This window comes from Alteromonas algae (genome assembly GCF_049117195.1).
Lineage (GTDB): Bacteria > Pseudomonadota > Gammaproteobacteria > Enterobacterales > Alteromonadaceae > Alteromonas.
In genome coordinates, this window is the sequence record NZ_CP185260.1 from 3265889 (window position 1) to 3292680 (window position 26792).

Below are 26792 nucleotides of genomic sequence, written 5' to 3' on the forward strand. Positions count from 1 at the left end.
CCCACATAGAGGTTTTTGATGAGCAATTCAGCCCTGTCTATTGGTTTATTTTACGGTTCAACAACATGTTATACCGAAATGGCAGCCGAAAAAATTCAAGCACAATTAAACGCGCTTTTTGACGAGGAAGTGGTATCACTTCACGATATTAAAGACGTGAGTCTGGCGAAAACCTCTGAATACGACATTATTATCTTTGGCATATCAACGTGGGATTTCGGTGAACTACAAGAAGACTGGGAATCGCACTGGGAAGACGTTCACACCTTGAACCTAAAGGGTAAAACTATCGCGCTATTTGGCCTTGGCGACCAACTTGGATACGGGGAGTGGTTTCAAGATGCCTTAGGTATGCTACATGACGCTATAGTCCCGTCTGAATGCAACATTATCGGCCTGTGGCCGAACGAAGGTTATGACTTTACAGAGTCGAAGGCCCTGACTGAAGACAAACAACATTTTGTCGGATTGTCGCTAGACGATGAAAATCAATATGATAAGACAGACGAAAGAATTGCTGCATGGTGTGAACAACTTCTTATCAGTCTTGCTGAGTAGCCATACTCGCAACGTCTATTTAAAAGAATACCTTGCGGCTGAGCGCGGTCTTTATGACTGCGCAAACCTGAACATGCGTCGCCCAAAATTTGTTTTTGATTTTTCTTTAACCTGCTGGTTCATGACATAAGCTTGAGAACCTTGGTTCGCGTTGTATTTATCAAACCAGTTGTATACTTGGTCTTTTTTAAGTGGCGTAGTTGACGAGTGAAATTTGCTTACTGACATGTTATTCATTCCTTTTACTTTCTGGACGTTTACCAGATAAGTAATAATCTCCAATCATAGACTTGCGGGTAGAAATTAAGCTGGCTGGCCCATATCGATGAAATCACCAGCCAGCTTAATAAGCGCTATGGCTAACGCTAGTAATTATACCGTTGCTTTTTTCTTAGAACGACGTCTGTTTGCAAACATAAAGACTAAACCCGCGCCAAATGCACTAAATGCTGCAGGTTCAGACACTGATACTGCATCAGGAGTATAATCGAATTCTACCGCTACTTTACCCCATGAGCCGGTAGAAAATACGTTGTTAAAGCTTCCTGTTCCGCCTTGAACCTGATTAAACAAGTTGGTACGTGCATCGGTAGAGAACAGGAAGTCTACTGGCGTACCTTGAAGAAATGCGGCGATGTCAACGTTTGCTAACATTCCTGAACGCTCACCCGTTGTCACGTCGAACTCAAAAGTTTGCGATGGGTCATTTGGCAGCATGGTAAATGTGCCCGGCGCAGAGCTTTGCGCTGACACCAATGGATTTACAAAATCAGCGTTTGCAAACGTAAATGTATCGGCTGCGTCGCTTGCAACCTGCCAGTTAGATGCTAAGAAAATTTCTACATCGGTACGGCCCGGCTCATCGCTACCATTTGTCGATGTACCTTCACTATCAATTTGACCAAATACCATTATATTAACTGCATTCAACGTACCTAATGATGCGTCGAAAGCATTGAGTGATAAAGTTTGAGAAAGTGGCGATACTTCTGCAATATCGAAAGGACTTCCTTGTTGGCCGAACGAAACTTCTTGCGTGATGATGGCTGCATTTGCTGACATTGAAGCCGCTGCTAATATTCCTGCAGCAATAAGTTGCTTTTTCATAATATTTCCCTGTTGCGTAGTGATGGTATATCAAGTGCTGATACAACTAGCGCTGACATATATGCCGCCAAAACCTTTGGCAAGCTCATACGAATAAATTCTGTAGTGACTTTGCAAGAAAAGAACCAATGTCGAAAATAAGTCTCTAGCCCCTTACGGGATAGATATCAAAGGAATATTAATGAGTTATTACGCAGAAGATAAAATAGGCTGTGTGAGTAAATATTACGTACACGTTTGTAAATAAGGGCACTGCCGTGAAAAAATGACGTAAGGTCAGAAAAACGACTTTACGCATAGAAATTTTAGTTCAATTAATAAGATGTAACTAACACAGAGATATTTAGTATTCATTTATTAGGTACGAATAGAGACAATACGTTGCTGAATAAGGCGTACGCACTTATAAATGGGCAAATAAACGTCAAAGATAAGGTTATCCTTTGCAACCATCACAATTATGTAGAGTTAATTAATGAGCCAAGATTCCCGTCCTTCTCGATTACATCAACATTTTTATCGTAATGGCCCTAGCCACCGCGATGGTGCAGATGTCTCGTTCCAGGACATTCGCAAACTTTTTAACTTTTCGACCATCACTATTGGCAGATGGGTTACGGTTCAAGAACAACAGATCGCTGCAAACCTTTTTTTCGACGCATTGTACGATCTATCCGATATTTTAAACGTGAATGAAAGCGTGATCTCATTGAATGGATCCCTATCACTTGCATTTGGCAGCGGGGGGCAAAAGCACGCAAGCGCTCATTATAACAGTGCAAAAAAACAACTCGCGCTGGCTAAAAATGCTGGTGCGGGAGCATTGGCCCATGAATGGTTTCACGCATTCGATCATTATATCGCCCCCCGTATGTTTTCAGCAGTGGCGCCCGGTAGCTTTGCTTCTCAAGCATGGTTGGATAACATACCGATTATCGATCATCCGTTGAACAAACGGTTAAGCGAATGCTTTTCTCGTATGTTTTTAGACGAAAACAACAGGCCCAATGAGTACGTTGTGCGATCAGTAGAGGCTGATCGCGCGTTAAAAATGTATTACTATGCTATGCCACAAGAAATGGCGGCACGATCATTTGAAGCATATGTTCAAGATCATGAACTTAAAAATGCATTTCTTGTGCAAGGTACAAAAAAGTCAACAGAAGCTAGACTTGGCATTTACCCTCATGGTAATTTGCGTACATCGCTCAACGAGGCGTTGACGGTGTATTTTTACCAACTAGGCGCTGCTATTTCACACAAACAATCTTAGATTGTAGTTTTATTACTGTGTAAATTGAGCATTTTTTCAGCAACAAGTGTTAATGAGCACACTGTTTTTGTATAAAACCCTGTTTATTTTTGTTACAGGCAGTATACTAATGTGCTCGAACGTAACAGAAGAAAGAAGACGAGATGAGAAAGAAAAAACATACCTCGGCCGAAGACGAGGCTCAGATTGATATGACCCCCATGTTGGACATCGTGTTCATCATGTTGATTTTCTTCATCGTAACGACCTCGTTCGTTAAAGAGAAAGGTCTTGGCGTTAACCGTCCAGAAGATAACCAAGCTAAAAATGATCAGCCTTCTAAAGCACTTTCAATACGTATTGATGCTGACGGTTCTATCTTTATGGGTGGTCGTGAAGTTGATGTGCGTCGTGTTGTTGCAAACACACAAACGTATCTTGCTAACAACAATACAGATTCTGCAGCTATCCAAGCGCACGAAGATACCGAGCACGGTACGGTTGTTGAAGTAATGAACGAAATTAAAGTAGCAGGTATCGAGAAAGTATCTGTTCTGGTTAAGAAAGGCTAATTTCTTACACCTTCTATAAAAGGCCGCCTTTAAGGCGGCCTTTTTCGTATGTAATCCAATACTAAAGTATCTCTTGCGTTAATGAACGAATTTTGTTCAGATCGTACTATACAGTGTATCTGGTAATCCATGTTGAAAAGTGATTCCAGAATCTGATGTCACTGGAGTCGACTAATGAAACATTCATATTTTAAGCTAAGCGCATTGGCGTTTGCATTATCAAGCAGCGTTAATGTTATCGCTGCCCCTATCGAAATTAGTAATGCGTTTGATTACAACGCGTTCATCTTCGAGAATTTCACAGGCATAAACTCTGATGTTGAGGGAAAACTTGCCGTAGGCGGTAACCTTGACGTTACAGACTTTAATGTCGGCCTTTTGTTACCTACCGATTTAGCTAGCAGCTCGCTGTACGTGGGCGGCAACCTTAATTATAACCGTGGCGATGTTCATGGCGGGCAAACTACCGTCGGTGGAACAATTACCGCAACCCAAACGACCTTTGATGGCGCATTAAACAGCGGCAGCGACACAAGCGTTAACGAAACCGCAGTGGGTAACGGTGGAATAAACGCCGCTGGCAACGTTACGGTAACATTAACAGATAACGTGAATGGTAATATCACTGCCAATAAGTCTGTTGAACTCGCAAATGCAGATATTCTGTCAGGTTCAGTTACACACGGAACCGGGTTTATAAAGGATACTGACAGCCAAGTGAATGGTGGCGTTATTAATGGTACGGGAACAGAGGTTTCGGTTACTAATCTTGATTTCAATGCCATGATTAATGAGGTAACAGATCACTCGTTCGATTATTCACAATTAGCAGCGAATGGTGTTACCACGGTTAACTGCTGGGGTGATGATGATGGTGATGGTTTTGGTGATGCAGCATGTACCAACACCGACACTGACGTACACGAAATATTCTTTAAAGGAAGCGAGAACCTCAATGTGTTCTCTATAGATTCGGCATTTTTAAGCGATCCGGGTAAAAGCATAACGTTCGACTTTTCAACGACAAGCTATAACATCATCAACGTTTATGGCAAAGAAGTTGAATTGTTTGATACAGGCTTTTTCAACGCGGCGTTCAGTGAAGAAAACAGTTACTTTAGGGAAAACGGCCAATACCGAGATAACGACAATAATGTTGGTCAGCGTCATGATGGTTTGTATACCAACAATATCCTTTTCAACTTCGTCGACGCCACATCGTTAAACCTTCATACGGTTGGTGTAAAAGGCAGCATTTTGGCACCCTATGCCGATGTATCGTTTTATAACGGGCATATCGACGGCAACCTTATCGTCAAAAGTTTATCTTCGCCCGAAGGCAGTTTTGATGCTAATGGAGAGTACGACCCTCGAACCGGCCAGGTCAACAACTACCGCTTTGGTGCTATCGATGTCAGTGAACCGGCATCAGCAGCATTGCTATTCGGCGCTGGATTATTTGCATTCTCTCGCAGAAAGTTAAAGCGCAAAGCCTGATAGCCGAGGCGAGGACAACATAAGCTCATCGCTTGTTACGCCCTCGCCTTTCCCTCCCCGGTACCGAATTTGAATGCCTGCTGAGATATCTTCAAACTCTACCGCGTACGATTTTCTGACGTAACCTGCAACAATCCAGCTGTCCGTTATTCTGTACTGGCCTTCGGCTAGAAGCTGTCCCGCAATACCGTTTTGCGTGCTCGCTTCTATTCGTTCACTTGCCAATTCATCATCAATCACGTTATTAGGTAACCCTAAAGGGAAACGTGCTGCGCTACCCTCTTCTATTCGTGAATAGCCTAGTGAGCCTGCCAGCTTCACTTGCCATTGCTTGGCTTCAAGCGTAAGCAGTTCAGTATACATTCCAACACTTACAAACTGCTCAGGGCTGAAATACCCGCCTTGCCCATACGTAAAGCCACTTAGGTTATCCGCGTATGTGGTATAGCTTAAAAACGGACCTACTCGCCAATAATCAAGCTGTGGGCTTATCGCTTCAGCAATATCTTTATTCATATCGATGCGCAAAGAGAGTTGACTGTTATCTTTTATAAATTCCCCATTTATTTGGCTTGCGCTCGCGGTTGCTGCAATCGTCCATAGGGGTTTAATGTTGTGCGCTACGAGCATCGATACGCCATCTTCAATCGCGTAGCCCCAAGGCGCAGTTCGTTCGGCATTAAACGTACCTGTATTACTTAATAAACTATCTTGCTTAGGCTGGCGAAAAACGTTGCCTGCAACCGTCGTTTTAGACAAATACCATGTACCGGATAACTGCCCTGTCAGCGTTGCATCTACAGGTTGATCGAAAAAGCGATACGCCACGTTTGCGTAATAGGTTGCCCCTTCTTTTTGGTACTCTAATTCGCCTCTCACACCTTTATCTTCAAACCCGGTAATACCGCCGAATGGTTCAGAAAGTTGTGAATCACCAAACCAGTCATTCGTTCGAGGTGCACCGCTGTAGCGCTGCCCATAATCTAACGCCACCTGCCATCGAACGCCTTCGTAGATATCACCAATGCTAATATAGCTGTTAAGTTGGTCAAACCGCCCTAAACCGCGAAAACCACTTCGTGAGAGCGAGTGGAGACCAGCAGTTACTGTGAATGCATCTTTGGTTTGCGCCGCAGTTACACGGGGGTCGTGCGCATTGAAAGCAAGCAAGAATTGCTTACGAGGCCACGCAGATGCGTGAAGCTCTGTTGCTTGTAGCGCAGCAATCGCGGGATACGTTTTCGATAACCTCTCAAGGTGCGTTTTATCGTCACGTGATAGTTGATACAACGCAAAGGCAATATCATCATTTGAAGGGTCAACCTGCAGTACTTCTTCAAAGGCCTTAGTTGCAAGGCGAGATTGTGATGTGGCTTTTGCTGACCAGCCTAATAATGCATATTCATCTGAGGTAAGACGTCTTATTTTTTTAAGTTCATGAGCCGCGTTAATGCTGGTTTCATAAGCGTCATTTTCATACGCTTTCACCTGCTGCTGAGCCCAGTAATCGGCACAGCGCTTAACAAACCGTTCGGTATGAGCAAGATCACACGCTAGCTGCCCCGCAGCCAGCATATCGCCCATTGCGGTATGTGTTAACCATAACGATTCACTGTCATTAATCACGTCAAACAACACCAACGCTTTTGAGTATTGCTCTTTGTCGCAATACTGCCATGCCCTTCCCGACACAATTTCTTTAATATAAGGTTCATCGTGCCCGCCAAGCATTGCTTCTAGGGCACTAATCGCATTGTTATCGAGATAACCTTGTACTTTTTTATCAGTGATAATACGCAGCCCTTCCTGGGCTCCTTTTGCTTCATAAGTGCTTCGGCTTAACGTATTTGCATAATCAAAATGAAGCTTTGCATTGTTCCACCATTGCTTATCAATGGCCGTCCACCCTAACACCATATGATAATCAAAATTTGCCAGCGATATCGCTAGTGTAGATAGCTTTCCAAATTGCGCTTCAGAGACTCGCAAACGCTTTTTTTCGCTGAGGCTGGCAAATGCACGTAGTGCGGCATCTTTAGCTGGCTCAGGAATATCAGCAGCCTGATTATTCCGTGATGCGACCGATGTGGAGGGCGATGTGACGCGCTTTGGATTATTCAGCGTGTAAATTGCGCTCAAGATTTCCTCAGGAACGGTCCATGCAGGATATAACACCTGCAACCTTCCCAGTTCATCATTAGCCAGCCTGATTTGTTTTTTTCGAATATGAAACCACAAACCCGTAGTATCAGGCGCTTGCTCGTCAATGGTGGGGATATCGACATTATTCTCTTGGTAAGTGGTCTTTACCTGTGCATAGCTTATATCGCACAGTGCGAATAATACTCCCATAGCACTGGCGGTTAGCGCCGTTCGCATCGTTACATACTTCATTATTTAGCGCTCATCCCCTACCGCAATGGTAGATAGCAATATGAGACTTGCCGAGTAATAGTCCACACGCCGAGTGATGTTAGCGGGGCTATAGGGCTTGTCGAAAATTAGTGTATTTACCGCAGACTCAACGGCTAACATACCGGGCGTCATAAGATATTCAGACGCTGTCGAGTTCACTAGATTAAATGTTGCAGGCGTATTAGGTTTGTCCCACCACCGAGCCAAGTCGTTATAGATGGGCGAGGTCGTAATCCCTCCCCATGCTGAATGAAGAGGGATACGAACCGCGTTGAAGCCATAATCTTGTGAAATAGTATTAGCTAGTGTTATTCCTGAAGGCGTTAAGCGAACCCAATCAGAAGGCAGGTTATGTTCCGAAAAACGCGCGTCGCCAATGAGGACCTCGCCACTCTCGGCAAGCTGATTCCAAATAGCGGGATTGTTCGACACCGCTTTAAATGCATTAAAGGCAGGAAACACCCAATACGATAGATTAATTTGCACACCATCGTCATTGCTAAAACCATATTCGCCGGGCAGTAAAAGGGTGTAGCCCCGATACTCAACAATGAGCTTTCTTTCAATGGCAGCAATAATCTGTTTTGCCGCACTGCGGTATTCGGTATTACCCCACCTTTCATAAGCACGAAGTAGTGCCCATGCAATAAGAATATCCCCATCAGATGCATTATTAGGGTCATCGATACAGCGTTTATCATTAGACGCGCATGGTGAAAAACGCCAATGAAAAAGCGTGTCTTCTCGTTGTAATGTGTCTCTCGTCCAGGCCCATAATGCGTCGAATGTCTGCTGTTCATCGGCGTGTACGGCGAACAAAAGTCCGTACCCCTGCCCTTCACTGTGCGACACGCTGTTATTGCCGGTATCGACTACCCGTCCACCGTCAATAAACAATGCACTAAAGGCAATAAACTGCCGTTTAAAGGCATTATTGTCTGGCTGAGTACAACCTGAAACCATAAAAAAGCAAACAAGTAGCGCTTGAAACCAGCGCCACTTAATCAGGTATCGGGTTAGTCCCATGACGCCTGAACTTCTTTATTTCTTCTTTTAAGCAGAAGATAAATAATCAGGCTCAGCATAAACACTGATAATAAGAAACCGACTAGCCAATACCAAGGGTGATTTGATAACCATAAACGTAGGGTTAGCCAACGGCTGTTTGCTTCCCCCATCTCGAACTTGTCGTTTACTTGCATCACTAAAGATGGGGTAAGCGCATTATCCCAAACAAAGAAATCACCCGCTAATTGCCCCCACATCGACAAACTGACCAAGTCGTGAATACGTTCGGTCAACAGTTCTGGAGTTTGCGCCGCCATTAAAAATACCGTGTCTGTTTTCGAATTATGCGGTGATTTTTCGGCAATAAGTACTGCAAGTGGGCCTAATTCATTGGTTTGTATGGTAACGCCATCGGCGCGCATTTGTTTGAATGACTTGTCGCTAGCAATATTACGAACTCGGTTGTACAAGGTATTTTGTAAGCGATAAGGCCAGCGGTTAGTTTCGCCAATAGCCGATGCAAAACTGTCTTGTTCAATCTTACTAAGCGTGTCTGGAGTCCCCAGTATAAAGCTCGTTCCCTTCTCGGGTATGGTCGACTGTATTATTACGTCAATGTTCAACAATGGCGCGCGAGCAGATTGTGCAAACTTTCCAGCCAGTGTCAGTGCGGCGCTCAAGAAATCATTGGACGGAATAACAATATGAGATTGAGGCGCGCTTGCGTAGCGAGCAAATGGATAACCCGTTTCGCCAAGCAAGCGTAAATCGGGCTGAATGGCAACATGGCCGGCTTTAGGAAGGGTAAGGCTAGAAGTGTTATTTAATTGAAATATAAGGTGCGAACCAAACACGTCGTCACACTCAACCCCTGCTAACGGCGCACGCATGGTGACAGAGAAATCGATATTGTTAATACCGCCACGGAAAAAACGCGCAGGAATGTTCAGCTCGTAATCCCTAAAGGCTTCACCATTGGTATTGCCTAAATACAGGCCGTGTACTAGCTCGTCATTAACACTCACGTTCATAATTGAACCAGGGCCGTAACCCGCACCATAGCCGAAATCGAGTAAAAACTTAACGCTCGCATTTTCAGGCACATAAAAGTCGGCTGGAAGGCGAAGGGTCATTCGCTTATTGAAATCTCCTTCATCTCTAAATCGTTCACTGGTAAACCCTAGGTCTTCAAAGGTGTAGTGCTCATCGGGAGAGACAACCTGTGTTACTTGAATAACGTCTGCCAATGCATTGTTTTGTGAGTTCACGATAAGATTATTAGTGGCATTCAATGCGTCGTCTTGCAATGCCAAGCTGCGTGCAGCTTCATAAACCTGTTCAGGAGTATCTCCACTGACAATAAGGCGATAGGCCGGCTTAACAAGTGTTTCACCTTTCACGCGAAATGCCGGCGTACGTTCAACATGCAAAAAAGGCCCGTTAATGTCATTAATAACATCATCCGTTAATAACATCGACAGCGCTTGTTCAGTACCAACAAGAACGTGAACATTGGCCTGTCCCTCATCACGATACCACGACGATGTCTCATAATTCTCAATGTTTGATTCACTCCAAAACGTGGATGAACCCTCGTCACTCGCCCCAAACGCCTGAGCAACGTCAGGAAGAACATGTTCGTTTGGAAGGGCTAATGCATCAATAGCCAGGGGTTGGTATTGATTTCTCAGCGCCAGGGCTTGCGCGACTAACGACAGCGTTTTTTCTTTGGTTATGCTGACTTCATCGAGGTCACTGTAAATATCGACATGTCGCTGGCCGCCGATACCAGGGTGAAAGAAACCACTTAAATCACGTAGCGCTAGCGTATCTATCGCTTTATTGGTTTCAATAGACAATGTGGATTTATAGACGTTAATTTCGCTCCATAACTCTGGTGCACTACCATCAACACATTGGTTCGCATAATGCTGACTAACCGCAAGCGTAAGCTGGTTAAAACCAGGTCGCCACAGTTCTGTGGGTATGACGATATCAGAGGTTAAACTAGGGCGGTCAGGGTCAAAGGCAATCTGTCCGATAGTGGCATTATTAAACCGCACAAAAAGCTGAGAACGTTTTTTGATAAGCGCTTGCGAACTGACAACATTTAGCGTCAACGTAGAACGCACCACTTGGCTGTTCGGTGAAAGTGGAATGGCGATATCCGTACTGGCAGCTTTTCCCTGCATACGTGCGATACCTTCACCATAAAAGTCGGTAAGGCGATACGTTGTAGTTTCTGCAACGCTAGTTGCGCTCAGTAATATCAAACCACAAAGAAGCGTTATTATTCTTATCATTATTTTTCCTTAGCAAACCCAACTTTTTTTGTCACTTGCCGAAGCAAACGCCCTGACAGGTGATACAAATGAATCAGCGTGGGCTTTAGCCCCACGTTCAAAACATGTTTAACGCCAAACCAGTATGATATTTGGCGTGTTCTTCTGCGCTGAAAAGACTTCCAGCGACGGCTATCACAGAGACTAAAAGCAATGACATCATTTTCCTCATTGTCGGTCTCTGGCATAAATCGAACACGCAGTAGGTTACTTTCACTATCGGCATTAAGAATATCAATGTTTAATGTTACTGTTTTTTGCAGCGCGTGACACCACCCAGATAGTTTGGCGTTGGCAAACCTCGGCGGCTCACCTTTAATCATTACGCGCGCGCCGCCTACCGACAAATCAACAAGTTCGCCTCTATGCAGCTGTCCATCGCCGCCCATCACCATAACGCTGTCGCTAGCAGGTAAACGGGATTGACTTCTAACCTGCTTACGTTCAAGCAGCACACTCATTACGCTAAGTAAAAGCAATAAATTGAACGTATTCCACAGTAACACAACAACGGTAAGCTCTCGGGTTAACGGCTCAGCAAAATATTTGACCACACCAAACACCGTCGCGAAACTCAATATGGCAATCAGCCAATAAAATACATTCGACAGGGGTGACACAAATGTTTTGTCTAAACTCTCCCCTTTAGGTGTAACCACAAAAGACGGGGCTCTTGGCCGAATAAACACTTTTACAATAGCGTTTAACGTAAATGCACATTGCAAAATTTCATATAATTCTGACACCAATGGCCATCGGGTGCGACCAAACAGCATGGTCGATAACGTGTAGGTGGCAATAACATGGGGAATGGTGAACGCAAAAATCTCAAGTAGCGACGCATGGTAAACTTGTAAGCCGAACACCAAATAAGCCAATGGCATTAGCATGAATATTATTCTCGCAAACGGGAACAACCAAAACATGATAGAGCTCATATAGCCTACCCGCTGGTACCATTTTAACCCCTCTGCTTTGTACGGCTTTTTAAGCAGGAGAATTTGCGTCATTCCTTGCGCCCATCGCATGCGTTGCTGAATAAAAGCGTCAAAGGTCTCAGGCGCCAAACCGCTTACCATGGGTTGATCAACATAAACCGATTCGTAACCCATTTTATGCAAATCAAGGGCGGTTTCTGCATCCTCGGTAATCGATTCACCAGAAATCCCACCAACCAAATCAAGATGCTTTCGGCGCATAAGCGCTGCAGAACCGCAGAAAAATGAACTCGACCAGTAATCTAAACCTTTTTGAATGGTGCCGTAGAACATGTCGTTTTCAGATGGCATACGCGTAAACGCAGAGAAATAATTTCGTTCAACCGGGTCAGGGTTGGCCATAAAATGCGGAGTTTGAACCAAAAACACGTTAGGCTTTTTGATCATCCATGGCACAGTGCGGTCTAAAAAATCGCTAGTAGGAACGTGGTCGGCATCCAAGATGACAATGAGATCTGACGTAGTATTACCGATAGCACTATTTACATTACCGGCTTTTGCGAATTCGTTTTTAGCACGGGTATGGTAGGTTACACCAAGTCGGTCGCAAAGCCGCTGTAATGATGCTCGTCGCGCTCTCGCGCTGTCTGCCGACGCCACATTTGGTTGGTTAATTTTCTGGTCGGTTCCCCCATCATCTAACAAATGAATATGTAACTTGTCGGCGGGGTACGACATCATTTTTGCCGCGCGAAGGGTAATTTCTAATATATCTTCAGATTCGTTATAGCTTGGCACCATAACATCAACGGTAGGAAGCGAACCCAACGCAATGTTATTCAGTGTTAACGGCGGTCGCGCCAAAGGAAAGGCATTAACAATACAACCTAGCACCGAGGTTAACCCGGCGTATAATTCGGCTAAAAATAACAACCATACTGCTACGAGCGAAATAATATCCGGCGCGGTCATCGTATACATGCCACGCCATAGCAGGTAGCGAATAGTTAAGCCAACCCCTAGCAGTAACGCTAGAATTCTAAAGAATTGTTTATGCTTTTGTTGTGACTCAGCTTCTTTGCTGCATAGTGAAATAATGAAGAGGATAACGAAGGAAACAATCAGCTGACCTGATGCATCCATAGGTGCCAAGAGGAGTGCACCGATTGTAAATGCAGCAAGCAAAAGCGCCGCTACATAGCGGCCGTGATGATGTGATTTAGCTTGCCTGTCTTCCAAGGTTTATATCCGAGACGCTGATGAACGTAATGACATCATAGCTCGCTCGGTCAATTAAACTCACTTTGTCTTCGGCAAAATCGAGTTCGTGATTACTGGCGTAAAAACGCGAAGATAGTTCATCACGAATACGGTGACAATCTTTTGAAAGCAAATGCCACACCGGGTACAAAATAAGCCCTGTACACAACACTATGTTAAGGCCGATAAAAACAGAGGGCGACAACGTGGGTGATGTGTAAATCGAAAACAACAGCGATGCTATGGTTACAATATTAACAACTGCTGTTATTTTACGCAGACGTCTCATTTTTAAAAGCTTTTTTTCCACTTTTAAAAACTGAAACAGTCGGGCTCTCCACATATTGATATGCGACTGCGTATCAGCGGTAACCAAGGAAACTGTATTATGACCATCCTGAGATGTAGCGCGTCCGTGCTGATTTGCGCTTTTATTTGACAACGTAACTACCACTTCCACAACACTCCACCACTGTAATTGGTGGAGAGTACTAATATGAAACAAAAGTTAAAATTAGCGCGTTAATACCGCGTTATTAAAAATGATACGTAGTTTTTTAGAGGTTAACCATTGTACTTTAGAACACTTTTCATACGGACTTTGTCCGCTTCAAGGTCGAGATAATGCTTACCAGATTACTAATATTGAAAACCGTCCCAAAAATACTGCCCACCGATATGGCATAAATAAGCCCTAACGACTCGGCTACGAGGAAGGTACGCCTGATTACATGAACATCTCGCAATACAACAGAGCCTACTGTGAAAATAAGCGAAGATGCATAAGCAATAAAGATATTCCAATCATGGTTTAAAACGAACCACTCATACAGTAAAAAGAACACATTGGCGCCAATAAAGAAAAAGAGTACGGGCTTGCTTCTATTTTTAATGGCAATAAAGTTTCGAAGCCCCGCCAATAGCGTGCCAACCCCCGCTGCCATGGCGTCCAACATGAAAAAGTGCGCACTTAAAAACAACAACGCAAAGGCTGAAATAAAAAGATAGCGATCGACATTATTTTGCCGATACCCCAAGAAATTGAGGACTACCGCTAAAGCCCCAAACGCTTCAGCAATTAACAGTGTCATAGTCAATACACCTACTTAAAACCGTAAATAGAAATCGCGACATAATGTTTTATAAGCAGCGGTATAGTCGCCGTTGCCATCACGAATAATTAATACTTCCTTGTTTACATGGCCTTCCCTTTTACTGAAGCAAAACGCCATCAAATAGGGCGATGATGCCTGTGCATGCTTTACCGTCATTAATCTTAGAGGATGTAACCCATTCCGCTTGGCCTCTTCAAGAATTAAGGGCGCGCGATTATACGGGTAAACACAGTATAATGCGCCATTACTTTTTAACTGATTTGCGCTGAATGTGAAGAGCTTGCCAGGAGTAAGTTGGCGCTCTTGCCGCGCAACGTGTCGCTGCGTTGTTTGACGAGCAAATGCTCTGCGCGTCGTATCGACCGCATCAAAATACGGTGGGTTAGTAATAATGACATCAAGGAGGGTGTCGCAGTTAAAGTCATCAAGCGCACAGTGAAACGTTTGTACCTTTTTACGCCATGGCGACGCGCTTGCGTTTTCACTGGCTTGAACAAAGGCATCATCGTCAATATCAATGGCGTAGATATGGGCTTCTGGTGTTGATTTTTGTGCCATCATCAACGCAAGGATCCCCGACCCCGTGCCGATATCCAGTATGTGCGAGGCATCATTGGGCTGCGCCCAGCTACCTAATAGTAAGCTGTCGGTTCCGACCTTCATTGCGCATTTGTCATGCGCCACTTCAAATTGTTTACACCTAAACACACACTGTCTCTTGAAAATAATAGTGAAGGTTCACTTACCAGACTTGAAGTAACATCATGTTTCTAGCCACGTCGATTGGATGAACCGGTCTGTATTTTTTTAATGGCCCTTTCAGTAAACTTTGCCAAATGGGCGCCGTCTTTTGTGCCATATCTTCTATAAAACGCGTATCGTCTCGCTCGCCAAGTAACAAAGACGGGCGCACCGCAGATGCGTTGGGCAGTTGCGGCATCCGCATAATAGCATTTTCTAATTCGCCTTTTACGCGCAGGTAAAAGTTACTGCTTTTTGCATCTGCGCCAACCGATGATATCCATACAAAACTGTCTGCGCGTTGCGCTCGCGTTAATTGCGCCGCTACATGAACATACTCGAAATCCACACGCCTGAACGCTTGTTTTGAGCCTGCTTTTTTAAGTGTGGTGCCTAAACAGCAGTACACATGATTTACGCTAAAATAACCTTGATAGTCTTGGAAGTTTTCAAAGTCGATAACCACAGGTTTCAACTTTCCGTGAGGGTCATTAAACATCGATGACGCAAGAGGTTTTCTAACTAAACACGTGACCTCTGCATACCTTCTGTCTTGTAAAAGTGTGTTTACAAGCGTTCGTCCCACTAAACCTGTCGCTCCTAGCACTATTGCGGATTTCATACTTTGCACCTTGTATCATGGAATGGTTTCTCTACAATCAAACCTTCGACAGTAAAATATGCAGATAACAATGAAAAAAGCCCTTTTAATTGGAGCCGCTATGCTCTCTACTGCTTTACACGCTGAAACGCTCACTATTGAGCGTATTTTCTCTTCCCCTTCACTTGATGGCAATGCCCCGCGTTCGCTAAAAGTGTCACCAGACGGTGAACGCGTATCGTTCTTGAAAGGAAAACAATCTGATTACGAACGATTAGATTTGTGGGAATACCATATCGACAGTGGCGAAACTCGCATGCTGTTCGACTCTAACGACCTGCAAAGTGGCGAAGAAGTCCTTTCTGATGAAGAGAAAGCGCGCCGTGAGCGCATGCGCTTATCAGGTAGCGGTATTGTAAGTTACCAATGGTCCGACGATGGTAAAGCATTGTTGTTCCCGTTAGGTGGTGATGTGTTTTATCACAAGTTAGGCGAGAAAGGCGCAAAACAGCTGCTTGACACTGATGCGTTTGAAACCGATATCAAACTATCGCCGAAAGGTAATTACATCTCTTTCATTCGCGACCAAAACCTGTACGTAAAACATATTGCTTCAGGTAAAGAAATGGCAATAACCAAAGAGGGTGGCAAAAACATCAAGTTTGGTATGGCCGAATTTGTAGCACAAGAAGAAATGGGGCGTATGACCGGCTATTGGTGGTCTCCAGATGAAACCCACATTGCATTCACAAAAGTAGACGAAAGCCCCGTCGACGTAATTACACGCACCGAAATTTACGCTGATGACATTAAGCTATTAGAGCAAAAATACCCGAAAGCCGGCACACCAAACGTACTGGTGGAGCTTGCTATTCAACACATAGATAGCGGCGAGCGCACGTGGGTAGACTTAGGTGAAGATAAAGATATCTACTTTGCTCGCGGAAAATGGATGCCAGACAATGAAACGTTCACATACCAATGGCAAACCCGCAACCAACAAGCTTTAGAGCTTCGCGCCTTCAACTTGCGCGACAAAACCCAGCGTGTATTGCTCACTGAAAGCAGCAACACATGGGTAAATTTACATAACGACCTTTATTTTTTAAAGGACAAAGGCCAATTCATCTGGGCGTCTGAGCGCGACGGCTTTAAACACCTTTACCTTTTCGATAACAACGGCAAGATGGTGAAGCAATTGACCCAAGGAAACTGGGTTGTTGATAGCGTTGAGGCCATTGATGTTGCCAACAACCGCTTGTTTTTCTCTGGCCGTAAAGATACGCCGCTAGAGAGCCACGTATACACGGTATCACTTAGCGGTGGCGAGATTGCACGGGTTACCGAATTAGGCGCGTATCATAGTGCCGCATTCAGCAAAGACGCCTCTATTTTTATTGACCGTTTTTCTACCATTAACTCACCCGCCCAAGTCAGTCTTAACGACGCATCAGGCAAGCGCATTACCTGGTTAGAAGAAAACAAAGTGACAAAAGGCCACCCTCTTTTTGCCTATATGGATAGCTGGACAGCCCCAGAATTCGGCGACATTACCACCAAAGACGGTGCAACACTTAAATACCGCATCTACACCCCAGAGAGTGCCAAACAAAACCCAAGTCAAAAACATCCGGTGATTGTATACCTTTACGGCGGCCCCCACGCTCAGGTAGTAACCAATAGCTGGGCGGGCAACCGAGGTTTACTTTTCCAACATTGGGTTGACCAAGGCTATGTCGTATTTACATTAGACAACCGTGGTTCAAACTACCGTGGTAAAGCGTTTGAAGACCCTATCTATAAGAAGATGGGCTTTATTGAAGTAGATGACCAAATAGCCGGTGTTGAATTCTTACGCACATTACCATTTGTTGATGCCGATAACGTTGGCGTTCATGGCCATAGCTATGGCGGCTATATGACATTAATGACCATGTTTAAAGCCGGTGATTACTTTGCTGCCGGTGTATCAGGCGCCCCAGTCACAGACTGGCGCTTGTACGACACTCATTATACAGAACGCTATATGGGTAACCCTCAAACAGACGATGATGCTTACACGGCGTCATCGGTGTTTCCTTACGCTAAAGACTTAAAAGGTGACTTACTTATTTACCATGGTATGGCAGATGACAACGTTTTGTTTACCCACTCAACCATGCTCTATAAACACCTTCAGGATTTAGCGATTCCGTTTGAAACGATGGATTATCCAGGTAAAAAACATAGCATTCGAGGGAAGCAAACAGGCATTCACTTATACAAAACAATAACCAACTTTTTCGAGAGAACACTCAAATAACTATAACTAGATGAAATACAAAGGCATAATGGATATTTATCCTTATGCCTTTTTTTTTGGGTATTAAACTTTATAATAATTTTTTGCTACATGGTTTGTTAACTTTTTCTTAATGATGTACGTTGAAGACTGAGCTTTGCGCTCATCTGCATAAAAAAGACGATAAAACGCAGAATTCTTACAACAAGTAGAATGAGTAGTAACCATGAATAATAAAAAATTTACGCCCACTCTGATCGCCGCTAGTTTGGCACTTTCTAGCTTCGCTGCGCTTGCAGACAACGACCGGTACATTATCCAAGTCGACAATAAATCTAAAGGTGTGGTTAAAGCCCTCGCTAAACAAGCTGGCGCCGATGTTCATGTGGATGCTGACGGATTTATTGCTGCCACATTTTCAGGAAAATCACTAAGCGACGTTAAAGGGTTACTTAACAACCCGCACGTGAGGCTTATTGAAGTTGACCAAAAGCGTAGCCCATCAGCGCTGTTTAACGATGACGCGGGCAACCCTTCCACAACACAGTTAACCCCCTATGCCGTTTATCAATCACAAGCTGATCAAGTAACGTTTGACAGTAATGCGGGCATGAAGGTATGTGTTATCGATTCAGGTTTAGATTCATCGAATCCAGATTTTAATTGGTCTGCAATTTCAGGCGATAATGACATCGGCACGGGCAACTGGTTTGAAAATGGTGGACCTCACGGTACGCACGTCGCTGGTACCATTGGTGCAGCCGATAATGGTTTTGGTGTTGTGGGCATGGCTCCGGGTGTAGACATGCACATCATCAAAGTATTCAATGCTGCTGGCTGGGGATACTCTTCAGACCTCGCGCAAGCTGCACAATTATGTTCACAGGCAGGCGCTAACATTATTAACATGAGCCTTGGTGGCGGTGGTGCAAACTCAACCGAAGAAAACGCGTTTAAAGATTTTGTGGCCGCGGGTGGTTTAGTGGTTGCCGCTGCGGGTAATGACGGCAACAACGTGCGCTCGTACCCTGCGGGATATTCATCAGTAATGATGGTTGGTGCGAACGATGCAGACAACAACATTGCCGATTTTTCTCAATACCCCTCATGCTCTAGCGGTCGCGGTAAGCGCGTTACGACGGATGAAACCATTTGCGTCGAAATAACGGCCGGTGGTGTAGACACATTGTCTACGTACCCCGCCAACGGCGCTTCACTATCGGCGATGAGTGCTGACGGTGTTGGTTTTGCCTCATCGGCAATGGAGAACACGGGCAGTGCATCAGCAGCAACCTATTTCTTCGGGTTAGGCGACGGTATCGATAATAACGCAGCAGGGAAAGTATGCGTGATTGACCGTGGCACTGTGTCATTCTACGATAAAGTAAATAACTGCGAATTGTCAGGTGGTGTTGGTGCAGTATTAATTAACAATGAACCTGGCATGCTGTATGGCACATTAGGCGATACAAATAACACCTCGATCCCTGCGGTAGGTGCTGCACTTGAAGACCGCAGCGCGCTAGTCGCAGCAAATACTATCGACATTACCATTGGTGCAAGTGATTACGGCTATATGAGCGGTACGTCAATGGCGACACCTGCCGTAGCAGGTATCGCAGCATTGGTATGGTCAAACCACCCAACGTGTTCTGGTGAAGAAATTCGTAGCGCATTGAAGGCAACAGCGATGGATGCTGGTGCGTCGGGTAAAGATGATTTCTTCGGTTATGGTATTGCGCAAGCGGCGGACATGAATAACTACCTTACACAAAATACCTGCGCCGGTGGCGGTGATACTGGTGGTGGCGGTGATACTGGTGGAGGTGGTGGTGATACCGGTGGCACTGGCGACTTAACATTAAGCGCCTCGGGTTACAAAGTAAAAGGTCGCCAACAGGTTGATCTCTCGTGGGCTGATGCTACCTCTTCAAATGTGGATGTTCTTCGCAATGGTACAGTAATTACCACTACGGCTAACGATGGCGCTTATACTGATGCACTTAATGTGAAAGGCGGTGGCAGCTATACGTACCAAGTCTGTGAAGCGGGCACAACTACCTGCTCTGCAACGGTGAGTGTGGTGTTTTAAAGATAACGTAACAAGAAATAAACTGCGGGCTTATTAAGCCCGCTTTTTTTATGCAAATAACTGACTTGCTAAGTTCTTTTGTACGGCTTGTGCCGACGATGCACTTAATTCAATTTCAATCGCGTCTGCTTTACCCGACAGCCAAATTTTAAGCTCGGCATCGGTATCAAAATGACCGGCCGTTTCAACGATAAACTGCGTGATAGATTTATAGGGAATGGAGTGATAATTCACTTTTCGACCCGTCAGGCCCTGCTTATCTATTAATATTAAGCGCTTATTTGTAAACACACTCAAATCGCGTACGAGTTTGAATGCCGCAGTGACTGACTCATTATCGGCTAAGATTGGCGAAAGCTCTTGTTGAACGTCTTCAGCATTTGTTTCGCTGGCATTTCCCATTATCGTGTCAAACAGTCCCATTATATATCCTTAATTATTATCTGGCGGTGCATACGGCTTGGCTTAAATGAAATGCAAACACCGCCGTTTCAAAAAATAGTAAGCGTAATTACTCTAGCACGCCCCTGCTTACGCTATGAATATTTTTCGCACTGTCGCCTTTACTAGGTTGATAACTTCAGCAATACCAACATAGCGTGACGTGGCACGTATAAACCTTGCGACGCGAATCAGCATAGCGCGTTAATATACATTCGATTTGTGAAAGTTTGGTGGTAGGGTAGTGACTATTATTATCAGCAATTTATAGTGAGCCATGACTTCAAGCCTTGATTTCGATGCAATAAAAGCAGCATATTCGCGAATAAGTGCCGACATAAAACGTACCCCAATTATGGAGTCTTCATTGTTGAACCAATGGATGGGACACCGCATTTTGTTTAAAGCAGAATGCTTACAAACCATAGGGGCATTTAAATTACGAGGCGCATTACATTTCTTAGCGCGTAAAAAAGAGCAAGGGTTGCTGCCGACACAAATTGTCGCGAATAGCTCAGGAAATCATGCACAGGCCGTCGCTTATGCGGCTGCCAAATACGGCATTCCGGCAACAATTTATGCCAGTGAAACTATCTCGCCGATTAAAGCTGCTGCAACAAAAAGCTATGGCGCGACGCTATTGACCTTCCCCACCCGCCAAGAGGCTGATATTGCGGTTAAGGCTGCGGCAGAAAAGGAAGGAACGGTGTGGATACCACCTTTTAATCATAAGGACATTATTGCCGGACAAGGTACCGCTGCCCTAGAGGCACTTGAAGATAGCGGTCACGTCGATGCGGTATTTGCACCCTGTGGCGGAGGTGGGTTGCTATCGGGAACGTTACTCGCCACGCGCGCAATGCAACCTGAAGCGTTGGTTATTGGCGCAGAACCCGCAGAAGCTAACGATGCGTCGATGTCTCTTCAGGCCGGCGAAATTGTTTCATTAAAAGAACCCCCAATAACGCTTGCTGATGGTGCAGCAACGCCATCAGTGGGTGATATTACCTTTCCTCTTCTTCAAGAACTTGATGATTTTTATGAAGTTGATGAAGTACAAATAGCCTACTGGACACAATGGTTGCACCATTTACTTAAACTACACGTAGAACCCACATGCGCGATGACCATGGCAGCTGTAGCGTCATGGGCGGCCAATACTACGCCGGGGCAAACTGCGCTAGTGATGCTGTCTGGTGGAAACATAAGCCAGACCGCTATGGCTCAAATTTGGGAGCGAGACTTTTTGCTTCAGCCCCCCATTATCAACACGGAAGAACAACAATGATATCAACAACAACCAAACACACTTCTGTAATTAAAAAAGTATCACTGCTTTTTGCAAGTGCGGCATTGACAACATTCAGTCTTAACGCGGCGACATTAGTAGAAAATGTGAAAGGCTACACCCTCAATAACGACGGACAGCTTATCACCTTTACCAACATGGTAATGGATGATGGAAAGGTGCTTGCCCTTAATAGCGAAAAAGATGCTTACCCAATTACCAAAACCATCAACGGTGGCGGCAAGGTAATGCTACCGGGGTTAATTGACGCTCACGGCCACCTGCTTGGGCTTGGTGCGAACTTATTAGAAGTAAACTTACGAGAGAGCACCAGTGCTTCTGATGCTGCCAACAGTGTTGCAGAATATGCTTTTGCCAACACCGCGCAGTCATGGATAACCGGACGAGGATGGAATCAAGAACTGTGGTCTGACAGGGCCTTTCCAACCGCGAGTGATTTAGACAAGGTTGTTTCTGACAAACCGGTAGTGTTAACCCGTGTTGACGGCCATGCCGCATGGGTGAATACCAAAGCGATGGAAATAGCGGGAATAACAAAAGAGACTAAATCGCCCGCAGGTGGTGAGATCATTAAAGATGATAATGGCAACCCTACGGGGGTTTTTATCGACAACGCATCACTGCTTATCGAGAAACACCTGCCCACCGCTAGTAATGCTATTTACGCCCAACAGCTGCGCGCTGCTGGCGACCATCTATTGGAAAATGGCATAACATCTATGCATGACGCAGGTATTTCACGCGACGTTTACGATTTTTACTTAAAAGGCGCAGTAGAAAGTAGCCTGCCTATTCGTATTTATGCCATGGTAAGTGCAACTGATCCTGAGCTCACTACAATGCTAGGCAATGGGCCCGTGCGCGATGACGACGACTTTTTATATATTCGCTCGGTAAAAGCGTATGGTGATGGTGCACTAGGCAGTCGCGGGGCGGCATTACTTGCCCCATACTCTGACGCTCCGCACCAACATGGCTTATTGCTAACGCAGCCAGAAGATATGACGTCGCTATTTACCACTGTTATTGGCGCAGGCTTTCAACTTAACTACCATGCCATTGGCGATAAAGCTAACCACGTTGCACTTAACGAGTTTGCGTCTACGTTTAAGGCACTGGGCGGAAGCGAACTTCGTAACCGTATCGAACATGCGCAAGTTATTGCCCCTGACGATCTCGCCCGCTTTGCAGACTTAAAAGTACTTCCTTCTATGCAACCTACTCATGCCACCAGCGATAAGAACATGGCTGAAGACAGAATAGGCAAAGAGAGAATGAAAGGTGCGTACGCGTGGAAAACACTCCTTAACTCGGGTATTGCGCTCCCTCTAGGGTCTGACTTCCCCGTAGAGCTTGCCAATCCGTTTTACGGCCTCCACGCTGCAGTAACGCGCCAAGATCGCGACAATCAGCCAGTGAAAGGATGGTATGCACACGAGGCGCTGACTATTCAGCAAGCATTTAAAGGGTTTACCTTAGATGCCGCTTATGCGGGCCATATGGAAGATACACTAGGCACATTAACGCCGGGTAAATGGGCTGATTTCATTTTAGTCGATCAAGATATCTTTACCATTGACGCAAAAGACATATGGAAAACAAACGTGCATGCTACCTTTGTGGCAGGTGAAGAAGTATTTAGCGCATCGATGAAGTAAGAATATTATGCTAACGCGAAGTATTGGCGGTATAGGCGCCGCCTTACTTGTACTAAACGGGCTTATTGGTGCGGGTATTTTTGCGCTTCCCGCTAAAATGGCAGGTGAGCTGGGCGCATTTAGCCCTTGGATTTTCCTTATCTTTGGTGCCTTGATGTTAAGCATTGTCTGGTGTTTCGGCCAGCTTGCCATTCATTATCAAGAAACGGGCGGGCCGGTTGTTTACGCCCAAAAAGGGTTTGGAGATAGCGCAGCATTTCAAACAGGGTTCATTTACTACCTTGCGCGCGCCACGGCCATTGCGGCAAACATGCATGTACTGTTGCTGTACGCTGGCTATTTGTGGCCCGAGTTAAACACCGGGATTGGTAAATCTATTGCCATTATCATGCTAACTAGCCTGTTAATTACCATCAATATTGTAGGGTTAAAAGCCGCGATGCGCGCGCTTGATACCATCTCAGCGTTGAAGCTACTCCCTTTTATTTTGGTTATCGGTGCAGGGTATTGGCACCTCGATTTCACCATGGTGTCGGCCGATACCGCCATTCCAGCGCTAGATACAATATCAGCGGGAGCCCTGCTTACTTTATATGCCTTTATCGGTTTTGAAACCGTTGTAGTGACAAGTGGCGAAACCAACTCACCGAAAAGAACCATACCTCGTGCGCTTATGTTCACGGTATCCGGTATTGCACTGTTTTACTTTTGTGTACAGTGGCTTTATTGGCATACCGTTGGCCCGGCAAAGCCAGACAGTGCGCCACTGATTGCGCTTGCTGATATCATTTTCGGAAAAACCGGCGCGCTAATAATGACATTAACTGCGGTGGTGTCGGTGGCGGGTAATTTATTGGCGAATATGATTTCTACATCGCGGTTAACCTATTCAATGGCGCAGCAAGGGCTGATTCCTGGAAAGCTAGGAAAGCGTGGACTAGGTAAAGTACATAACCGCTTCGACACCCCCTATATCTCAGTACTGGTATTGGGTATTTTTGCAGGTCTTATGGCACTCAGTGGCAGTTTTGCATGGCTTGCCATATCGAGTGTATTGGCACGTCTTGTCGTTTACGCCATGTGCGTAGTGGTATTAATTAAAGCCCAACATCAACAGGCACATGCTCACGCATTTGTTAAACGAACCGTGCCATTCATTGCCCTTGGGGTCTGCGCATGGTCTTTAACGCAGTCGTCAACAAGTGCTTGGTTATTTTTAATAGGCGAGTTAATTGTTGGCGCCTTACTTTACGTTGCGTTGCATAGAAAAAAACATAGCCAAGCATAACTATCGCGTTGTCATTGAATAGACGATGCAAAGCCAAACCTTGTTAAAAACCGAAAATGATAAGAGTGAAATAGTGGAAATAATTGTTAACCCCGTTACTCCCTTCGCCCAAAACTGCTCCTTAATTTGGGACGCTGCCACAATGAAAGGGGCTTTTGTTGACCCAGGTGGCGACATAGAAACACTTATTCAAGTTGCAGCCGACAACAACGTTAATATCGACAAAATCATTCTTACGCACGGCCACCTAGATCATGTGGGCGGTTCTGTGGCCATTGCGGCGCACTACAATGTGCCTATTATTGGGCCTCATTACGGCGATAAATTTTGGTTAGATGCATTAATGCAACAAAGCCAAATGTTTGGTTTTCCTCCAGCAACGCCTTTTGCACCCAACGAATGGTTAAATGACAATGACACTATCGCGCTTGGAACGTTAACGTTAGAGGTGCTGCATTGTCCCGGTCACACTCCTGGACATGTTGCATTAGTAGAGCGTGTAAGTAATAAGGTTATCGTAGGCGATATTATTTTTTCCGGGTCGATTGGCCGTACCGATTTTCCTCAAGGTAACCAACAGCAACTTATTAGCGCAATTAAAGAAAAAATTCTCACTCTCCCTGACGACATGACCATTTATCCGGGGCATGGCCCCACCACAACGGTTGGCGCCGAACGAGCGACCAACCCATATGTTTCAGGTCAATGGGGTTAATGACACCGCTCATATCAACGCATTAAAAAAGGCGAGTTTTACACTCGCCTTCGCGCCACTGTCGCCAGCTCAAATGCTTATTCGTAGGCGCCGCTTGCATAATGTAGTTCATAGCTGTGGCTATAAATTTCAAGAATATTGCCAAACGGGTCTTCCATATAAATCATGCGGTAAGGCTTTTCGCCCGGATAATAATAGCGCGGTGCTTTCATACGTTTTTTACCACCCGCTGCGACAATCCTATCTGCAAGGCCCTCTACGTCTGGGTCTTGAACACAAAAATGAAATACCCCCGTCTTCCAATATTCAAAGTTATTTTCTGGGTTTTCTTGGTTACTAAACTCAAAAAGTTCTACGCCAACTCTGTCCCCCGTAGACAGATGAGCAATACGGAACTGCCCCCACCCAGCGCCAAATACATCGGTGCACATTTCACCAATGGCGGATTCATCTTCGACTATGTCGGTAGGTTTCATAATGAGGTACCACCCGAGTACTTCGGTATAAAATTTTACGGCGGCGTCTAGGTCTGGCACTGAAATGCCTATGTGGGAAAACGTGCGAGGGTATGGTGTTTTTACTGTGTCTGTCATGGCTATTTCCTGTGTTGTTATCGTGAACGTAGAATAACTAGACACCGCCAAAATAAAAAATTATCATTATTTTTCATTTTGATAAATTAGATTTATACATGCTAAACCCAATTTGGCTAGACACTTTTATCACCCTTGCTGATTCCGGCTCGTTTACGCGCACCGCAGAAGTTCGGTTTATGACGCAACCTGGGGTTAGTCAGCATGTAAAGAGGCTGGAGGAGGCCTGCGGGTGCGACCTTGTTGTTCGCCTTGGAAAAGGCATTCAGCTTACAGAGCAAGGCCAACGCGTGCTTGCCTATGCCAAAAGCCAGCAAGAGAAAGAGCTCGCGTTTATTACAAGTCTTAAATTTGATGTGCCTTTTGAAGGTAAGTGTGTCATTGGGTGCTCTGGCGCAATTGCACAGCGTATTTACCCTGCGTTACTTCACTTACAGCTACGCCATCCAGCATTGCATATTCATGTGGAAGTGGCACCCCGACAACGTATTCTCGCAAGCATTGCTGACAATACGCTCTCGTTGGGAATAGTGACAAACGAAGCAGAAAGTGACGAGCTGGTGTGTACCTATCTAGGCGAAGAAACACTAGGGCTAATATTGCCCCGTACGCATAGCGATGATACTTCAGAGCAAAAACACGCACCTACCATAGATAAGCATATTGCGTCACTCGGCTTGATTAATCATCCCGATGCCATGCATTATTTGCATCGCTATATAAATGATTGTGGCGACTCCTATTTAACGGGGCTTAACCCGATGAAAATAAAAACGTCGGGTTATATTAACCAATTGTCGCAAATTCTAATTCCGGTTAGTCAGGGGCTAGGCTTTACGGTACTTCCCACCAGCACGCTCGCATTTATTAACGTGGCCGATAAGCTTAGCGTTTACGAACCTAAAAACAACGTTACCGAGCCTTTGTACAGCGTGCAAACACCACACAACGCCCTTCCGGCTCGCTATGAGATAGTGAAAGAAACGATTTCTGAGGTACTAGGCTAGCG

The 26792-nt window shown here is 45.1% G+C and carries 23 protein-coding genes; 11 read left to right on the forward strand and 12 right to left on the reverse strand.

Annotated elements, in window-relative coordinates; all coding sequences use genetic code 11:
* Positions 1 to 18: 18 nt before the first annotated feature.
* The gene (fldB, locus tag ACOJRU_RS14540) at positions 19 to 558 is read left to right on the forward strand and encodes a flavodoxin FldB (RefSeq protein ID WP_421132455.1); all 540 of its coding nucleotides are present in this window, start codon (positions 19 to 21) and stop codon (positions 556 to 558) included.
* 51 nt (positions 559 to 609) lie between these two features.
* On the opposite strand, the gene ACOJRU_RS14545 is transcribed toward fldB, so the two are convergent.
* Together ACOJRU_RS14545 and ACOJRU_RS14550 are read right to left on the reverse strand one after the other, a co-directional pair.
* Positions 610 to 786 carry an exodeoxyribonuclease VII large subunit gene (locus ACOJRU_RS14545; RefSeq protein ID WP_421132456.1) on the reverse strand — a complete coding sequence of 59 codons (177 nt, stop codon included), beginning with the start codon at positions 784 to 786 and terminating at the stop codon, positions 610 to 612.
* Positions 787 to 930: 144 nt separating this feature from the next.
* On the reverse strand, positions 931 to 1665 hold the full coding sequence (locus tag ACOJRU_RS14550) for a choice-of-anchor E domain-containing protein (RefSeq protein ID WP_421132457.1): 735 nt from the start codon (positions 1663 to 1665) through the stop codon (positions 931 to 933).
* A gap of 475 nt (positions 1666 to 2140) precedes the next feature.
* Here ACOJRU_RS14550 and ACOJRU_RS14555 point away from each other — a divergent pair, with 475 nt between their 5' ends.
* The 3 genes from ACOJRU_RS14555 to ACOJRU_RS14565 all read left to right on the forward strand — a co-directional run bounded on the left by ACOJRU_RS14555 (position 2141) and on the right by ACOJRU_RS14565 (position 4986).
* Positions 2141 to 2938 carry a CLCA_X family protein gene (locus ACOJRU_RS14555; RefSeq protein ID WP_421132458.1) on the forward strand — a complete coding sequence of 266 codons (798 nt, stop codon included), beginning with the start codon at positions 2141 to 2143 and terminating at the stop codon, positions 2936 to 2938.
* Positions 2939 to 3081: 143 nt separating this feature from the next.
* Complete coding sequence (locus ACOJRU_RS14560; RefSeq protein ID WP_421132459.1) at positions 3082 to 3489, forward strand: ExbD/TolR family protein; 408 nt, start codon at positions 3082 to 3084, stop codon at positions 3487 to 3489.
* A 174-nt stretch (positions 3490 to 3663) separates the two neighbouring features.
* A complete protein-coding gene (locus ACOJRU_RS14565; protein ID WP_421132460.1) occupies positions 3664 to 4986 on the forward strand; it encodes a choice-of-anchor A family protein in 1323 nt (440 codons plus the stop codon).
* On the opposite strand, the gene ACOJRU_RS14570 is transcribed toward ACOJRU_RS14565, so the two are convergent.
* From ACOJRU_RS14570 to ACOJRU_RS14605, 8 genes are all read right to left on the reverse strand, one after another.
* Positions 4969 to 7380, reverse strand: a complete 2412-nt coding sequence (locus ACOJRU_RS14570; RefSeq protein ID WP_421132461.1) for a cellulose synthase subunit BcsC-related outer membrane protein — start codon at positions 7378 to 7380, stop codon at positions 4969 to 4971. The two genes, ACOJRU_RS14565 and ACOJRU_RS14570, sit on opposite strands and share 18 nt — an antisense overlap.
* A 3-nt stretch (positions 7381 to 7383) precedes the next feature.
* Entirely contained in the window at positions 7384 to 8427 is a 1044-nt protein-coding gene (locus tag ACOJRU_RS14575; RefSeq protein ID WP_421132462.1) for a glycosyl hydrolase family 8, read from the reverse strand.
* The gene (locus ACOJRU_RS14580; protein WP_421132463.1) at positions 8418 to 10712 is read right to left on the reverse strand and encodes a cellulose biosynthesis cyclic di-GMP-binding regulatory protein BcsB; all 2295 of its coding nucleotides are present in this window, start codon (positions 10710 to 10712) and stop codon (positions 8418 to 8420) included. The genes ACOJRU_RS14575 and ACOJRU_RS14580 overlap by 10 nt, the downstream gene beginning before the upstream one ends.
* Positions 10712 to 12928 carry a UDP-forming cellulose synthase catalytic subunit gene (gene bcsA / locus ACOJRU_RS14585; protein ID WP_421132464.1) on the reverse strand — a complete coding sequence of 739 codons (2217 nt, stop codon included), beginning with the start codon at positions 12926 to 12928 and terminating at the stop codon, positions 10712 to 10714. Before bcsA ends, ACOJRU_RS14580 begins: the two co-directional genes overlap by 1 nt.
* Positions 12909 to 13409 carry a hypothetical protein gene (locus ACOJRU_RS14590; RefSeq protein WP_421132465.1) on the reverse strand — a complete coding sequence of 167 codons (501 nt, stop codon included), beginning with the start codon at positions 13407 to 13409 and terminating at the stop codon, positions 12909 to 12911. Before ACOJRU_RS14590 ends, bcsA begins: the two co-directional genes overlap by 20 nt.
* Before the next feature lie 130 nt (positions 13410 to 13539).
* Positions 13540 to 14040, reverse strand: a complete 501-nt coding sequence (locus ACOJRU_RS14595) for a YgjV family protein (protein ID WP_421132466.1) — start codon at positions 14038 to 14040, stop codon at positions 13540 to 13542.
* A gap of 15 nt (positions 14041 to 14055) precedes the next feature.
* On the reverse strand, positions 14056 to 14727 hold the full coding sequence (locus tag ACOJRU_RS14600) for a tRNA1(Val) (adenine(37)-N6)-methyltransferase (protein ID WP_421132467.1): 672 nt from the start codon (positions 14725 to 14727) through the stop codon (positions 14056 to 14058).
* Positions 14728 to 14806: 79 nt separating this feature from the next.
* On the reverse strand, positions 14807 to 15427 hold the full coding sequence (locus ACOJRU_RS14605; RefSeq protein ID WP_421132468.1) for an NAD(P)H-binding protein: 621 nt from the start codon (positions 15425 to 15427) through the stop codon (positions 14807 to 14809).
* A gap of 70 nt (positions 15428 to 15497) precedes the next feature.
* Here ACOJRU_RS14605 and ACOJRU_RS14610 point away from each other — a divergent pair, with 70 nt between their 5' ends.
* Both ACOJRU_RS14610 and ACOJRU_RS14615 read left to right on the forward strand, forming a co-directional pair.
* On the forward strand, positions 15498 to 17708 hold the full coding sequence (locus ACOJRU_RS14610; protein ID WP_421132469.1) for a DPP IV N-terminal domain-containing protein: 2211 nt from the start codon (positions 15498 to 15500) through the stop codon (positions 17706 to 17708).
* Between the two features lie 205 nt (positions 17709 to 17913).
* A complete protein-coding gene (locus tag ACOJRU_RS14615) occupies positions 17914 to 19779 on the forward strand; it encodes a S8 family serine peptidase (RefSeq protein ID WP_421132470.1) in 1866 nt (621 codons plus the stop codon).
* A gap of 48 nt (positions 19780 to 19827) precedes the next feature.
* Here the strand turns inward: ACOJRU_RS14615 and ACOJRU_RS14620 are convergent, their stop codons facing one another.
* A complete protein-coding gene (locus ACOJRU_RS14620) occupies positions 19828 to 20202 on the reverse strand; it encodes a PH domain-containing protein (protein WP_421132471.1) in 375 nt (124 codons plus the stop codon).
* A 295-nt stretch (positions 20203 to 20497) separates the two neighbouring features.
* On the opposite strand from ACOJRU_RS14620, the gene ACOJRU_RS14625 reads away from it, so the two are divergent.
* From ACOJRU_RS14625 to ACOJRU_RS14640, 4 genes are all read left to right on the forward strand, one after another.
* A complete protein-coding gene (locus ACOJRU_RS14625; RefSeq protein ID WP_421132472.1) occupies positions 20498 to 21508 on the forward strand; it encodes a serine/threonine dehydratase in 1011 nt (336 codons plus the stop codon).
* The gene (locus ACOJRU_RS14630) at positions 21505 to 23187 is read left to right on the forward strand and encodes an amidohydrolase (protein ID WP_421132473.1); all 1683 of its coding nucleotides are present in this window, start codon (positions 21505 to 21507) and stop codon (positions 23185 to 23187) included. Before ACOJRU_RS14625 ends, ACOJRU_RS14630 begins: the two co-directional genes overlap by 4 nt.
* A 7-nt stretch (positions 23188 to 23194) precedes the next feature.
* The gene (locus tag ACOJRU_RS14635; protein ID WP_421132474.1) at positions 23195 to 24475 is read left to right on the forward strand and encodes an APC family permease; all 1281 of its coding nucleotides are present in this window, start codon (positions 23195 to 23197) and stop codon (positions 24473 to 24475) included.
* 73 nt (positions 24476 to 24548) lie between these two features.
* Complete coding sequence (locus ACOJRU_RS14640) at positions 24549 to 25190, forward strand: MBL fold metallo-hydrolase (RefSeq protein ID WP_421132475.1); 642 nt, start codon at positions 24549 to 24551, stop codon at positions 25188 to 25190.
* A gap of 77 nt (positions 25191 to 25267) precedes the next feature.
* On the opposite strand, the gene ACOJRU_RS14645 is transcribed toward ACOJRU_RS14640, so the two are convergent.
* The gene (locus ACOJRU_RS14645; protein WP_421132476.1) at positions 25268 to 25783 is read right to left on the reverse strand and encodes a lactoylglutathione lyase family protein; all 516 of its coding nucleotides are present in this window, start codon (positions 25781 to 25783) and stop codon (positions 25268 to 25270) included.
* A gap of 98 nt (positions 25784 to 25881) precedes the next feature.
* Between ACOJRU_RS14645 and ACOJRU_RS14650 the strand changes: the two genes are divergently transcribed.
* On the forward strand, positions 25882 to 26790 hold the full coding sequence (locus ACOJRU_RS14650; RefSeq protein WP_421132477.1) for a LysR family transcriptional regulator: 909 nt from the start codon (positions 25882 to 25884) through the stop codon (positions 26788 to 26790).
* Positions 26791 to 26792 lie beyond the last annotated feature (2 nt).